General features: G+C 55.6%; 11 protein-coding genes. 6 read left to right on the plus strand and 5 right to left on the minus strand.

The window, feature by feature from the left end; all coding sequences use genetic code 11:
* Positions 1–17 precede the first annotated feature (17 nt).
* The 5 genes from Q4606_RS01420 to Q4606_RS01440 all read left to right on the plus strand — a co-directional run bounded on the left by Q4606_RS01420 (position 18) and on the right by Q4606_RS01440 (position 8,996).
* Complete coding sequence (locus Q4606_RS01420) at positions 18–1,271, plus strand: acetylornithine deacetylase (RefSeq protein ID WP_303606444.1); 1,254 nt, start codon at positions 18–20, stop codon at positions 1,269–1,271.
* A 26-nt stretch (positions 1,272–1,297) separates the two neighbouring features.
* On the plus strand, positions 1,298–2,494 hold the full coding sequence (gene argE, locus Q4606_RS01425) for an acetylornithine deacetylase (RefSeq protein ID WP_303606445.1): 1,197 nt from the start codon (positions 1,298–1,300) through the stop codon (positions 2,492–2,494).
* Between the two features lie 189 nt (positions 2,495–2,683).
* Positions 2,684–3,991 carry an amino-acid N-acetyltransferase gene (argA, locus tag Q4606_RS01430; protein WP_303594610.1) on the plus strand — a complete coding sequence of 436 codons (1,308 nt, stop codon included), beginning with the start codon at positions 2,684–2,686 and terminating at the stop codon, positions 3,989–3,991.
* A 285-nt stretch (positions 3,992–4,276) separates the two neighbouring features.
* Positions 4,277–8,089: a DUF1631 family protein gene (locus Q4606_RS01435; protein WP_303606446.1), complete on the plus strand. Its 3,813-nt coding sequence runs from the start codon at positions 4,277–4,279 to the stop codon at positions 8,087–8,089.
* 40 nt (positions 8,090–8,129) lie between these two features.
* On the plus strand, positions 8,130–8,996 hold the full coding sequence (locus Q4606_RS01440) for a phosphoribulokinase (protein ID WP_303594608.1): 867 nt from the start codon (positions 8,130–8,132) through the stop codon (positions 8,994–8,996).
* A gap of 45 nt (positions 8,997–9,041) precedes the next feature.
* On the opposite strand, the gene speD is transcribed toward Q4606_RS01440, so the two are convergent.
* On the minus strand, positions 9,042–9,836 hold the full coding sequence (gene speD, locus Q4606_RS01445; protein ID WP_303594607.1) for an adenosylmethionine decarboxylase: 795 nt from the start codon (positions 9,834–9,836) through the stop codon (positions 9,042–9,044).
* Between the two features lie 171 nt (positions 9,837–10,007).
* A complete protein-coding gene (locus tag Q4606_RS01450; RefSeq protein ID WP_303594605.1) occupies positions 10,008–10,430 on the minus strand; it encodes an OsmC family protein in 423 nt (140 codons plus the stop codon).
* Positions 10,431–10,697: 267 nt separating this feature from the next.
* Here Q4606_RS01450 and crp point away from each other — a divergent pair, with 267 nt between their 5' ends.
* Complete coding sequence (gene crp, locus Q4606_RS01455) at positions 10,698–11,339, plus strand: cAMP-activated global transcriptional regulator CRP (protein WP_096783948.1); 642 nt, start codon at positions 10,698–10,700, stop codon at positions 11,337–11,339.
* Between the two features lie 32 nt (positions 11,340–11,371).
* On the opposite strand, the gene modC is transcribed toward crp, so the two are convergent.
* Genes modC through modA form a run of 3 tightly spaced genes read right to left on the minus strand, consistent with a single transcriptional unit; the run spans position 11,372 to position 13,915 of the window.
* The gene (gene modC, locus Q4606_RS01460) at positions 11,372–12,451 is read right to left on the minus strand and encodes a molybdenum ABC transporter ATP-binding protein (RefSeq protein WP_303606447.1); all 1,080 of its coding nucleotides are present in this window, start codon (positions 12,449–12,451) and stop codon (positions 11,372–11,374) included.
* On the minus strand, positions 12,451–13,128 hold the full coding sequence (modB, locus tag Q4606_RS01465; protein ID WP_303606448.1) for a molybdate ABC transporter permease subunit: 678 nt from the start codon (positions 13,126–13,128) through the stop codon (positions 12,451–12,453). The genes modC and modB overlap by 1 nt, the downstream gene beginning before the upstream one ends.
* Before the next feature lie 19 nt (positions 13,129–13,147).
* Positions 13,148–13,915: a molybdate ABC transporter substrate-binding protein gene (gene modA / locus Q4606_RS01470; RefSeq protein WP_303606449.1), complete on the minus strand. Its 768-nt coding sequence runs from the start codon at positions 13,913–13,915 to the stop codon at positions 13,148–13,150.
* Positions 13,916–13,949 lie beyond the last annotated feature (34 nt).

Genomic DNA, 13,949 nt, shown 5'->3' on the forward strand with positions numbered 1-13,949 from the left:
GCCTGAGGATTTTCCGGATGAAACGTCTGTTCACAACTCTGGTTCTGGCTGCCTTGCTAGGTTTTGCCGCATACAAGGCTGGCGTCTGGTGGCTGGCGGACCAACGCATGTCAGAGGCGCGCCAGGCGCTTGGCGAGAGTGGGGTTTTGGAGCGCGGCAAGATAGGGTCCGGTGTTGAGGGTCGCCTGGTGCTGTCAGGCGCGCACTGGCAGGACTTTGAACTGACCCAGCCATTGGTCATAGGCCGGGCAGAGCTGGATGCTGGATCTCCCGTTGCCTTGCTTGCCGCGCTTGCAGACCCTTCCGATCTGCCGGCTAACTGGTCGCTGCAGGCAGAGGGCCTGGCCCTCGCGCTTGAGGCAACCATGTTTCGGAACTGGGTAACTGCTGATGGGACCGGCTGGGGTGAGCAGGCGGCGTTATTTGCACTTCCCTGTGCACCAGATCCGCGTCAGCAACTGGGTAGCGGTGACCTGCTGCGCATGGGGGTCACCCGTTTGGCGGGCGAGCTTATCGTGCGCCAGACGCCTGAGCATGTTCATCTCGAGTTGAACACCGCCAATACCGGTAGCCTGGAAATTAATTGGCCGGGTGCCCGTATTAACCTGGTAACACCGGAAGCGACGCTGGAGAGTTCATCTCAACCCCTTGAGGTAACGCTGAGAGACGGGGGGCTTATGCGCCGGGTTGCAGCCTACTGCGCTCGCGAAGCCGGCATAGATCCTGGCCAATGGGCTGGACGCGCATTGGGATCCTTTGAAGCGGGACTGAAGGCGTATGGTTGGCGGGCCAGCGAACAGTTGCGTGCGTTGTATCGGCAGTGGCTGCTCGAGGGTGGGGAAATAACTGCGACGGTTCGTCCTGGCTCTGAAACACTGGGCATACCGGTGCGCTCAGAAGATGAGAGTGCGGATGGCAACCAGAGTTGGACGGTGGAGTACAATGGTGCCAAGGTACCAGATGTATTTCTTCGCAAGGCGGAACCCGTTGTTGTTGAGCCGCCCAGAGAAGCGTTGGAGCCGGTAGTTCCCCGCGAGAATCCGGCGCTTACCAGTTGGCATGCTGAAGATCCTGAAACGTCGACAGCATGGATCGGGCGCAAGGTGAGGGTGCTACTCTCAAACGGAAATCTGGTGGAGGGCCGTCTGGCGAGTGTTACCGAACGACAACTGGAAATTGCTCGTGAGGTCGCTGGAGGCGAGGTGGCCTACCCGATAGCTGTTCGCGCAATTACGGAGTTCGAGGTTTGGCGGCGCGGCCAGGCACGATAGTGCACGAGCCAGAGCGAGGCGGAACAATGCAGCAATTCCACAACGAAAGTGACAGCCGTAAGGTTACCAACAGGGCCGATACCGTCCCGGACGTTCGCGAGATGCTGGCAACACTCGTTTCGCTACCGTCTATAAGCAGTGCATCGGCAGAGTGGGATCACAGTAATGAGCCGGTGGTTCGAACGCTTGGTGAGTGGCTGGAAGCGCTGGGCTTCTCAGTAGAAATTCTGGCGGTCCCCGGCATGCCTGGCAAATATAACCTTATTGCTACTCTGGGCAGCGGTCCCGGTGGCCTTGTACTGTCCGGCCATACGGATACTGTGCCTTTTGATGACAAACGCTGGCAAAGCGATCCTTTCACCCTGACCGAACGTGACAATCGCTGGTATGGTCTAGGCACCTGCGATATGAAAGGCTTTTTTCCTCTCGCGATTGAAGCCGCCAAGGCGTTTACAGCCGCGGACATGAAACAACCGCTGATCATACTTGCGACAGCGGATGAGGAAACCTCCATGAATGGCGCCAGGGCTCTCGCTGAAGCTGGCAAGCCGAAAGCCCGTTATGCCGTCATTGGCGAGCCCACCAGCCTCAGGCCCGTGCGTATGCATAAAGGCATCATGATGGAGCGCTTAACGTTTGAGGGGCAGTCTGGACACTCGTCCGACCCCGGGTTGGGTCGCAATGCTCTTGAGGGCATGCACGAGGCGCTTGGGGAGCTCCTGGCCCTGCGCGCAGATTGGCAGGCCCACTACAGTAATTCGAATTTTGACGTGCAGGTGCCAACGCTGAACCTTGGCTGCATTCACGGTGGCGATAACCCCAACCGCATATGCGCCCGCTGCGAGCTGCACTTTGATCTTCGCCCGCTGCCCGGCATGAGCATGGAAAACCTGCGCCACGACATTCTATACAAAATTCAGCCGGTGGCTGAGCGACGCGGATTAGTTATGGAATTCGAGCCGCTGTTTGATGGCGTACCACCATTTGAAACGCCGGAGGACGCTGCACTCGTGAAAGCCTGCGAGCAGCTCACCGGCCATACTGCCCACGCGGTCGCTTTTGCGACCGAGGCTCCCTGGTTGCAGAAGCTTGGTATGGAAACTCTGGTTTTAGGGCCGGGTTCTATCGATCAGGCACATCAGCCCGATGAGTTTATAGAGATGTCGCAGTTGGAGCCTACAGTTACCATTCTCAGGGGCCTTATTCGGCAGTTTTGTCTTTAAGTATCCTTGCGCTTCAGACCAAGTGGCTGAGCGCTGCCGGGCGCCCACTCCAAAACACGCCCGTAAATACGTCCATGTAGGGCTCGGTCGCGCCATCCTTGGCGCTCCACGCTTTTGGAGTGGGCGCCCGGCAGCACTCTTGGAGTAGACTGGTAAGCGCGTAAAAAATTACGGATTGAGGATCAACATTTGAAATCGAACGGCTGGCTGCATTCCTTTCGCCATTCATCGCCCTATATCAATGCCCACCGTGGCCGTACGGTGGTGTTGACCATCCCGGGTGATGCGGTTGAGCATGAAAACTTTATCAACATCATCCATGACATCGCGCTGTTGAGTAGTCTGGGTATGCGTTTGGTGGTGGCCTTCGGGTCGCGGCCGCAGATCCAGAACCGCCTGAATGCCGCCGGTCTGGAATCGTCATTTTCCCGTAGCCTGCGCATCACCCCCGAAAACCATTTGCCGCTGGTTATGGAAGCAACCGGTGGCTTACGGGCATATCTTGAAAGCCAGCTATCCATGGGGCTGGTGAACTCACCCATGCACAACGCTCGCATCCGGGTCAGCAGCGGCAACTATGTAACTGCGAAGCCGGTCGGCGTGCTGGACGGCATCGATTTCGGGCATACCGGCAAGGTGCGACGAGTCGATGTAGCCGGTATCGAGAAGCTGCTGGAACATGGGCATATCGTATTACTTCCCCCCATGGGCTATTCACCCACGGGCGATACGTTCAATCTGTCGTACGAAGACGTGGGGAGCCAGGTTGCAGCGGCGCTGCAGGCCGAAAAGCTTATCGTCTTTATCGATGATCAGGGCCTGCTGGAGCAGGACGGTTCTCTTATTCGGGAGCTTTCAGCCCGTCAGGCTCCGGAACGGTTGGCGGACGGAACCGTGACCGGGCACGACGCAGACTTGCTGCGAGCTGCCTGTGACGCCTGTTTAAAGGGTGTGCGGCGTGCGCACATTATCAGCTATGTGAACGATGGTGCGCTGCTGGAAGAGCTGTTCACCCGGGACGGTACGGGCACTCTGGTCAGCGGTGATCACTATGAGCAGATCCGGCAGGCCCGGGCTGAGGACATCGGCGGAATTCTGGGGCTGATTGAGCCGTTGGAAGAGCAGGGTATCCTCGTGCGAAGATCCCGGGAAATGCTGGAAACTGATATTGAGCACTTTGTTGTAGCGGAGCGGGACGGCACCATTGTTGGTTGCGCGGCCCTGCACAACTATCCGGATGAAGGTGCGGGCGAGCTTTCCTGCTTTGCGGTGGATTCTGCCTATCGCCGTGCCGGTCGTGGTGACGAGATTCTGTTAATGATTGAAAAGCATGCCCGGAGCCAGGGTATCCAGAAGTTGTTCGTACTCACTACACAAACTGAGCACTGGTTTCGTGAGCGAGGCTTCCAGCCCAGTACGGTTCAGGCGTTGCCCGGGCCAAAGCTCGCCTCTTACAACACGCAACGTAACTCAAAAGTATTTTTCAAGCCGCTGTGACCACAACGGCCTTGCGGTAACAGGTCATTGTGGTGCAACCGCCAAGAAATGTTATCAGTAGCAAAACTGTATAGATCTGACTAAGCTGTTTCATAGGTTATGAGGTTAATACGCTACTGTTTGTGTGCCCCCAACCAGCCGCTATAGTACAATAAGCATTGCGGTTATAAGCACCGAAGCATTTTTTATAACGACAATTGGCCGAGTCCATTGTTTTTAGTGAAGTTAGTCGTGAGCGGTCAGAATACCCGGCCCCTTCCGGTCTTGCGCAATATCAGGTAGTTCATGGATCCGAGAGAAAGACGCAGCAGCCCCCGCAAACCGATCAAACTTGCTGCCCAGATTGACCTGGGTAGGGGCGAGTCCTGGCCCTGTCAGATTTCGGATTTTTGCCCCGAAGGCCTGTTTGTCCGTTATTCCGGTGAAACATCGCGCAAGCTTGATCGGGCTTTTGCTTCCGCCACGCCATCAGAGTTGATTGTGCGCTTTCGCGATCTGGATGGACGGCGCCGGCACGAACTTCACGTCAGTGTTGTGCGGCGCATTGACGGTGCTATGGGCGTTAATTTTACACGTACGAACCCGGAAGCAGTTGCGGCGATGTTAAAACAGTGCGGAGGCTCCCATGATCAGGAGCGTGCTTCTCTACGCGCCCCGAGTGAGCGTGTGCAGTTTGTTTTGCATCAGTCTGCGCGCGCAGTTATTCAGCATATAGAACCACTCATGGATACCTGCTTTGTGCAAATGGCCGCAGCCTTGAAAGACGCGGCGCACAAAGCCAAAAACGATCAACAAGCTAACGAAATGATGGATTTTTCGGGCCAGATTCAGGCTCGGCAGCGGGTTATATGGCACCAGATAGCTCGTGCTCTTGAGTCCCCTCTTAAGCCTGCACCCAAAGGGTTTCCGGGTTCCGAACTTTCGATGGTGGACAAGGGTGAGTTTGAAGACTGGCTGACGATCCGGGTTATGGTTACAAAGGCCGACACCCTTTACCGTAAAGATCTGTTGCAGCTCAAGCTCCGCCTGGACAAGCTGGGCATTGCCAATGCAACCGGGCATCATAATCCTCTCGGCCCCTCACTTGTATGTGAGTCGTTTCACTCCGGCTTGAGTCAGCTCAAAGCTTCCAGAGAGGTTGAAAAAATCTGTCTGAAGGCATTTGAACAGTCTGTGCTGCTTCATCTGGGACCCTTGTACAAAGAGTTGAACGATATTCTGGTTCGCCATGGTGTTCTGCCGGAGCTTGATCTCAGCAAATACTTGAGCGAACAGGCCGTCGGCAGCGCTCAAAGCAAAACCACACCTGACATAAGCGAGCCTGAGCCTAATCAGGAAGAAACAGAACCAAAGGCGTCGCAGCCACATACCTCGGCAGCTGCAGCGACTCAGTCGCAAAACAATCCGGCAGCATGCGCGGCGGACCCTTCACCAAACCGTGATACCGGTTCCGTTAAAACTCGCCTTGGCAGCGAGTTCCGGGGGTATGCACAGGCCGCCCAAACCGCGTTTGCCACTGTGCGAAACCTGCTTGGAACCCTTGCGGCCAGCCGTGCAACCCGTGGTGAAACCGAACCGGCACCTTTCCCGGTCAACGCCCAACCGATGACTTCAGGTGAGCTGCAGCGTGAGCTCCAGCAGCTTCAGGCTGAACCGGTTGCCAGCGCCAGCAACGTTATTCCTCTGCGGGAACGAGTGGTCGAGAAGGTTCTCGAGAGTGGTGAAAAAAAGCTGGACGATGAGCAGCAAGGCACGCTCGATGTTGTCGACCGCTTTTTTAACTCGGTTACCGAGAGTCCGAAGCTGAGCGAATACGCTCAGGAGCGAATGCGCCAGCTCGAAGTGCCGGTTTTGAAAGTTGTGATGCGCGATCCTGCATTTTTTGATGACAGGAATAGCCCTGTCAGAGGGGTAATGAACCGGCTGGCTCAGATTGGTGTGAAGGGTGGCCGGCTCAACCCGGTTGTCCAGCGTCGGGTAGATGAACTCATCCAGCGAATTACCACGGAGTTTGAGCAAGACACCGGTGTGTTTGAGCAAACGGTTCAAGAGCTTGACGGACTGATTGATCGCCAGAATCTGGTCTATCGTCGCAACGTTGAGCGGGTAACCGCCGCAGCAGAGGGCGCCCAGAAAGTTGCCGAATCCAAAACCGCAGTTGTGGATGTGCTGAACCGGAAATTGGCGGGGCGCAAAATACCGAAAGCCGTGCTCAGCCTGCTTGATGGCGGCTGGCGGGATTTGTTATCGCTGACATGGATCCGACAAGGTCCGGACAGCCAGGCCTGGCAGGACTACCTCTCTGTGGTTGATTCATTGCTCGCGTTTGCTGACGACAATGAAAGCACTGTGAACTTGCCTGAATTGCTTCGGGTTATCCAGGATGGTCTGGCGTCGATCTCCAGCAACCACATGCCGTCATCCCAGATTCGTGATGAGCTGAAACAATTTCTGGTACGCAGTCCTGACAAACCCCCTGAAATGGTGGAGGTGCCGCCGACACCGGCCGCGAAAGATATCAAGCAGTCGTTGTCGGAGCGGGAGCAGCGCAGCCTTCAGCGCTGGATAAACCGGGCTCAGAAGCTTCGTACAGGTGACTGGCTGCGGGACCAGGAAAAACCCGACGAGCCACAATACATCCGGTTGGTCTGGGTCGCTCGCGGATTCAGCCGGTTTGTTTTTGTGAACCACCAGGGTATGCGGGTTGTGGAGCTTGAGCTGGAAGCTCTGGCGCGCCACATGCGCAAAGGCATAATCGTGCCCGACGGCCAGTACGAGCGTCCTCTGGTGGATGAAAGTATCGACCGTATGGTTCGCAAGGTCTATGACCAGTTATCCTGGGCGTCTACACATGACGAGCTAACCGGCCTCCTCGGGCGCCGGGAGTTTGAACGCATGCTCGATCAGCAGCTGGCCCGGCGCGAAGACGAGCGTTCCCTGTTGCGACTGGATCTGCGGAAGTTTCGCCTGCTGAACGACACTGCCGGTTATCAGGCGGGTGATGACGCCCTGAAAAGTGTCGCAGATCTGTTGCGCAAGCTTGTGGGCGATGGCATGCCCCTGGCCCGCCTTGCGGGCAATGAGTTTGGGATGTTGGTGCCCTCTGAGAACGCTGACGATGCGGCCCGCAACCTGATCGCAGCCGTCGAGGCCGCTAAATTTATATACGATGGTCGTGACTACAGATTATCCGCCAGTATCGGAATTGTGCCTGAGTTGCCTGGCCTGGTTAGCGCTGAGCGCTGGCTGAGAGCGTCGGAGGAGGCTTTGAGCGCTGCCCGGCAGAAAGGGCATGGCAAAGTGGCGGAGTACTCTCTGGGTGCCGATGATCAGGCCCGCCAGGAGCAGATTGCCGCGAAGGTCGCCAGTCTTGGTGATCTGGATGAAGAGCGGATGTTGTTGCGCTGCCAGAAGATTATTCCGCTGCATAGCCGTACTAACATGGCGGCCCAGTATGAAGTGCTGATCAGCATGTACGATGACGCCGGGGTACTGATTACAGGCCGTGACTTTGTTCGTATGGCTGAGCGGTATGACCGTATGCAGGCCGTTGATCGTTGGGTTGTCGGGCATATGTTGGACTGGTTACGAGTGCAGGCGCCGGACCCCCGCCATTTTGGTGGAGTGTGCATTAATCTTTCCGGCTACTCGCTGAATGACCAATCGTTGCTCGAATACATTTATGAAAAACTGAGTGAAAAGGATGCGCCCATTGAGCGCCTCTGGTTTGAAATAACCGAAGCGTCCGCGATCAACGATGTGGAGGCTGTGGCAGACTTTATTATTGAGATGAAAGAGCTAGGGTGCAGGTTCTGCCTCGGAAATTTCGGTAGCGGCCCCAGTTCATTCGAGTTCATGCGTGCGTTGCCGGTCGACTTGATCAAGATTGACAATGCGTTCATAGGTCAACTTAATACGAGTGAAACCGATCGGGCCATGGTGCAGTCCATGGTGGATATGGCACATTACATGGATCGCGAGGTGATCGCTGCTCAGGTTGAATCCCGCGATGTGCTGGATACACTGAGGCAGCTTGGTGTTGATTATGCTCAGGGGTTCGTAATCGAGAAGCCCCGCTCGCTTGATAGCCTGACCTGACTCTTACCCGACTCCTTTCAAACCCCGGCGCGCCTCAGTTATGTCAAAACGTCACCCTATTATTGCGGTTACCGGCTCATCCGGTGCTGGTACAAGCACCACCGGCCAAATATTCCGACGCATGTTTGCCGGTGAGGGGGTCTCGGCTGCCATGGTCAGTGGTGACAGTTTTCACCGCTATAACCGTGAACAGATGGCCCGGTTGGCGGCCAAGGGACAGTTTGGCGAGCGTAACCATTTTGCGCTCGCCGCCAACCATATAGATAAGCTTGAAGCCCTGTTTTACGACTATGGCCATTCAGGCAATGGCCGTTATCGACAGTATGTTCATGATGAGGATCGTGCTCTGCAGGCTGAGGGGCATAAACCAGGCACCTTCACGGCCTGGGGGTCACTGGAACCGGATACTGATCTGCTCTTTTATGAGGGCTTACACGGAGCCGTTGTAAGTGAGGCGTTCAATATCGCCCAGTATGTGGACTTGCTGATCGGCGTCGTGCCCATTGTGAATCTGGAGTGGATTCAGAAAATACACCGTGATACCCACCAGCGGGGTTACAGTCAGGAAGCCGTGGTGGCAACAATCATCAACCGAATGGATGATTACGTTCACGATATAGTGCCCCAGTTTTCACACACTCATATCAACTTCCAGCGCATTCCTCTGGTGGATACATCCAACCCGTTTGTCGTCCGGGACGTGCCCACAGAGGATGAGAGCATGCTGGTGATCCGGTTCCGCGATGCCTCCGACGTAGATTTTTCCTACCTGTTGCAGGCTATACAGAACAGTACGCTTTCCCGCCACGACACTCTGGTTATTCCAGGCACAAAAATGGCGCTGGCCATGGATCTGATCGTAAGACCCATGGTGCAGCGCCTGATTGCCCAGAAATCGTTTGCCTGACTCCCTTGCCGGGCAAAGGCCCGGCCGAGTCCTCGCCTTGAGCTGTTATTCCACGTTTCGGGAGTAGAAGATCTCCAGCTTTTCGCGGCGCAGCCGATCTTCGATTGATTGCGCTATCTGTGGGTCGAGCTCGTCGGCATTCACGCCGAACACATAGTTATTCAGGTCGAACGCTTTCAGCATCATTTTGGTGTGAAAGAGGTTTTCCTGATAAACGTTCACGTCGATCATCTGATAGGCGTTCTGCGTATCTTCGGTCAGGTAGTTCTGAATCGAATTGATGTCGTGATCAATGTAATGCTTGGTGCCGTCTACATCCCGGGTAAAACCGCGAACCCGGTAGTCAACGGTGACCACATCAGAATCGAAACTGTGGATCAGATAGTTGAGCACTTTCAGCGGCGAGATCAAACCGCAGGTGGAGACATCGATGTCAGCCCGGAAGGTGCTTATGCCCTCGTGCGGATGACTCTCCGGATAGGTGTGCACCGTAACGTGGCTTTTATCCAGATGGGCCACAATGGTGTCCGGAAGCGGGCCGGGTGATTCTTCGTTGTCGGGCTCTTCGCCACTGGTCAGCTCATGCTCGGCAATGAGCATAGTGACTGATGCGCCATGGGGCTCGTAATCCTGGCGAGCAATGTTGAGAACGTTGGCACCGATGATCTTGACCACATCAGTCAGGATCTGCGTAAGGCGCTCCGCGTTATACATCTCGTCAATGTAATCGATATAGGCTTCGCGTTGCTCTTCGGTCTGCGCGTAACAGATGTCATAGATATTGAAGCTCAGAGATTTGGTCAGGTTGTTGAAACCGTGCAACTGGAGTTTTGGTTCCATGCTCAGCCCCTCCGCATTATGGAGATGAATGTCGGCAGAGCGTCTGTTGCACACTCTGCATAGGCCGCCACCGACTACTGACCAGGTTGTTCACCTTTTGCGCAGACCGGCGGAGAAAGGGCGGTATTATGCACGCCGAGCCCTATGATGAATAGTGCTTGCTGGCAGGGGTTATTCCGCGTCGCGGATTTCGTGGCTGTGGCTGATTTCCACGCCTGCCTGCTCGAGCATGATCGAGGCGGAGCAGTACTTTTCGGCTGACAGGCTAACGGCGCGTTTTACCTGATTTTCCTTGAGGTTACGTCCGGTCACAACGAAATGAAGATGAATTTTCGTGAAGACCGACGGGATTGCGTCTGCCCGTTCGGCTTCCAGTTCGGCATGGCAGGCAGTGACGTCCTGGCGGCTTTTTTTCAGGATGCTCATCACATCAAATGCTGAACAGCCCCCAAGCCCCATCAGCAGTAATTCCATGGGCCGGGGCCCCAGGTTTTCACCCCCGTGATCTGGCGGGCCGTCCAGTTGCACTGAGTGGCCGGTACCGCTGGTTGCGCGAAAACTGGCGTTTCCTGTCCAGTCGATGGTTGCTTTCATAAGGGGCTTCTCCTTTGGGGCAGGGCGGATGGCGGCCTGCCCTGAAATAAACTGTTGGAGTCGGATGCTAGCACAACCCGGGCCTGCTGACAGACGGTAACAGCCGAATCCAGATACATCTTGTATACTGTTTCCAGTTGCCCGAAGCAGACCTTCTTGTTATAAGTTGCTCTGTTTTGCAGCGAAAATAAATGAACCCGCAGGGAAAGCCGGGTGAATAAAAAAACATTGGAACCCGTCAGTATTTGAGGAGGCACGACTCGCACCATGGCCACTATCGTCAAGCCGGTTGAGCAGAAAACCAAGCATCTCGATTATTTTCTTTCGCAATGTCATCGCCGCCGGTACCCGGCCAAGAGCACCATTATTTATGCGGGCGACAAAAGCGATTCCCTTTTCTACATCGTCAAGGGCTCAGTTACGGTCATTATTGAAGATGATGATGGCCGTGAGATGATCATGGCCTACCTCAATGCCGGAGATTTTTTTGGTGAGATGGGGTTGTTCGACAACATGGATTCCCGCAGTGCCTGGGTGAAAGCGAAAACTGAATGTGAGGTGGCTGAAATCAGCTACCCCAAGTTCCGCGAAATTGCCCAGCAGGACCTCGGAGTACTCTACTTTATTGGCGAACAGATGGCCTCACGGTTGCGCCAGACTACGCGTAAAGTCGGTGATCTGGCCTTCCTGGATGTGACCGGGCGGGTTGCCCGTACCTTGCTGGATTTGTGCAAGGAGCCTGATGCCATGACACACCCTGACGGCATGCAGATCAAAATCACCCGCCAGGAAATCGGCCGTATTGTTGGCTGTTCCCGAGAAATGGTAGGTCGGGTTTTGAAAACCCTTGAGGATCAAGGGCTTGTAAGAGTGAAGGGCAAAACCATGGTGGTTTTCGGTACCCGCTGAGTGGTTTCGGGGTTTCTGATTCGGGAGCCCTGTTAATCAACTATCGCCACAGATTTTACCTGCATCCAGAGCTGTTGCCCGGGTCTTATGGCAAGGGTATGTACAGCCCGTGTCGTTAGTCGTGAGAGAAAGGGAGTTTGACCTGCCAGCAGGCGCACAATGGAGGTTCCCGGGCTGACATTGGAAGCTATCTCGTCGACGGTTGCGGGCAGCAGGTTCTGAATGCTCTGGTCAGTCTGCTCGCTCAGAGCCAGGCTGATATCTCTGGCAAGCACCTGCAAACGGATTTTCTGCCCGATTGGTAAGCCTTCATCCGATCTTACCCATAGACTGCCGCCGGCAAAATCAGCCCGGCACAAATGCCACTGTGCATCATATTCCGAGATGGTCGCATCGAGAATCACGCCAGCATCTTCCTCAAGGCCGAAGGGTTGATCCGTGCGTGCCATTATCTGTTGTAGAGGCCCTTCAGCGACAACGCGTCCTCCATCCATCATCACAATGTGATCTGCAAGCCGCGCCACTTCTGCCGTCGAGTGGGAAACATAGAGCATGGGGATTGCCAGGTTGTCCCGTAAGGCTTCCAGATAGGGCATGATCTCCTGTTTGCTGGTCTGGTCAAGGGCAGACAAGGGCTCATCAAGCAGCAGGAGCCGAGGGCTGGTCAGCAGTGCCCGTGCGATAGCCACACGCTGACGCTCACCGCCGGAAAGCTTTTCTGGCATGCGGCTGAGTAGATGCGATAACCCCAGCCACGCAACCGCTTGATCAAAGGTTATCTGGCGTTCGCTCTGCGGAATGCGCTTGTACCCGTACATCAGGTTTCGTTTAACTGAGAGATGGGGGAACAGGCTGGTTTCCTGAAATACGTAAGCCAGTGGGCGTTGGTGAACAGGGCGGCTGCCGCAGTCGCTCTGCCACTCATCACCGTTAACGCGCATGATGCCGTCAGCCGCTTGCAGGCCAGCCATGCAGCGCAGCAGCGTTGTTTTTCCGCAGCCGGAATGCCCGAACAGGGCGGTAAGCCCGCTGCCCGGTAGATCCAGTTCAACGTTCAGTGCAAACGTTCCGAACTGGCAGCTGAAGCGCGCCTGTATTCCTTGTGTGGCCATCACTTCACCAGTCCTGGTTGCAACCGGCCATTGAGCGAATAAAGCGTTACGAGCACGACGAAGGAGAACACAAGCATACCTGCGGACAACCAATGGGCCTGCGCGTATTCCAGGGATTCCACGTGATCGTAGATGGCCACAGAGAGCACCTTGGTTTCACCTGGTATGTTGCCGCCAATCATCAGAACAACGCCAAATTCGCCGATGGTATGAGCAAAGGTAAGCACGCTGGCAGTCAGAAATCCCGGCCGGGCCAGAGGAATTACAATGGAGAAAAAGCGATCCCATGGCGAGGCCCGGAGCGTCGATGCCACCTCAAGAAGTTGTTGGTTAATCGAGCCAAAAGCATTCTGCAGAGGTTGAACTGTAAAGGGCAGGGAATAAATGACCGAAGCGACCACCAGGCCCTCGAAAGTGAAAGGCAACAGGCTTAGCCCCAGTTGCTCGGTAAGCTGACCAACCATGCCTTTTGGCCCCAAAAGCACGAGCAGGTAGAAGCCGAGGACCGTGGGGGGCAAGACCAACGGCAGCGCGACAATCGCCGCGATGGGTTGCCTCACCCAGTGCTTACTGCGGGCCAGCCACCAGGCAATGGGTGTTCCCACCACCAGAAGCACGACGGTGGTCAAACCTGCAAGTTTCAGGGTGAGCCAAACGGGCTCCCAGTATATGTCCATGGTGTATGCCGGTTACTGCCTAGTTTTCGGTTTCGTAGCCAAATTTCTCAATAATGCCTCTGGCTGTGTCGCCACGCAGGAACTCGAGCCACTTGTGCGCCGCGCCGTTATTTTCACTGCGGGTTAGCAGAATAGCCTGTTGATTGATGGGGGAATAGTAGGATTGCGGAATCAGCCAGAGTGAGCCGCCTTTCTCTTCCCAGGCGCGCACCTGCGAAAGTGCCACGAACCCGGACTGGGCGTTGGTGGTTGCGACAAACTGGAAGGTCTGAGCAATGGAGTCGCCGCGTACCAGGCGATCTTGCAGGTCTTCCCAGAGATTCAGCCCGGTAAGCACCTCCTGGGCGGCGAGGCCATAAGGTGCAGTTTTGGGGTTTGCAATGGCCAGTCGGGCAAAGTCTCCGGACTTTAGCCAGGTTTTCGGGTCTTCGAAGGTTTCGGGCACAGGGCTCCAAAGCGCAAGTTTGCCTCGGGCGTATGTGAACCGGGTGCCCGCTACGCCCTGGCCACTCTCCTCGATAAGTTCGGGGCGCCGACTGTCAGCGGCAAGAAATACATCGAAGGGCGCACCGTTTTCGATTTGCGCATAGAGTTTGCCAGTGGAGCCATAGCTTGCAACTGCTTCTAGCCCAGTGCTTGCACCAAATGCGGCAATGAGATCACGAGTCGTATCGGTAAAATTAGCGGCCACCGCTACACGCACATCGGCGGCGTGAACAACACTGCTGAGCGCAAGCGACAGAAATAGCGTGACCAACTGGCGATAGTGCTTTTTGATCTCGGGCATGCATTGGCTTCCCTGTATCCGGTTGTATATAGCG

The sequence above is a fragment of the Marinobacter sp. 1_MG-2023 genome, assembly GCF_030549045.1.
In the GTDB taxonomy this organism is placed as follows: Bacteria; Pseudomonadota; Gammaproteobacteria; order Pseudomonadales; family Oleiphilaceae; genus Marinobacter.

What these genes read in the sequence shown, in the direction of transcription:
- Q4606_RS01435 (WP_303606446.1), top strand. Translation starts at nt 4,277, where the DNA reads ATGGATCCGAGAGAAAGACGCAGCAGCCCCCGCAAACCGATCAAACTT.
- modB (WP_303606448.1), bottom strand. Translation starts at nt 13,128, where the DNA reads ATGGACATATACTGGGAGCCCGTTTGGCTCACCCTGAAACTTGCAGGT.
- modC (WP_303606447.1), bottom strand. Translation starts at nt 12,451, where the DNA reads ATGGCCACACAAGGAATACAGGCGCGCTTCAGCTGCCAGTTCGGAACG.
- modA (WP_303606449.1), bottom strand. Translation starts at nt 13,915, where the DNA reads ATGCCCGAGATCAAAAAGCACTATCGCCAGTTGGTCACGCTATTTCTG.
- crp (WP_096783948.1), top strand. Translation starts at nt 10,698, where the DNA reads ATGGCCACTATCGTCAAGCCGGTTGAGCAGAAAACCAAGCATCTCGAT.
- speD (WP_303594607.1), bottom strand. Translation starts at nt 9,836, where the DNA reads ATGGAACCAAAACTCCAGTTGCACGGTTTCAACAACCTGACCAAATCT.
- argE (WP_303606445.1), top strand. Translation starts at nt 1,298, where the DNA reads ATGCAGCAATTCCACAACGAAAGTGACAGCCGTAAGGTTACCAACAGG.
- Q4606_RS01440 (WP_303594608.1), top strand. Translation starts at nt 8,130, where the DNA reads ATGTCAAAACGTCACCCTATTATTGCGGTTACCGGCTCATCCGGTGCT.
- Q4606_RS01420 (WP_303606444.1), top strand. Translation starts at nt 18, where the DNA reads ATGAAACGTCTGTTCACAACTCTGGTTCTGGCTGCCTTGCTAGGTTTT.
- Q4606_RS01450 (WP_303594605.1), bottom strand. Translation starts at nt 10,430, where the DNA reads ATGAAAGCAACCATCGACTGGACAGGAAACGCCAGTTTTCGCGCAACC.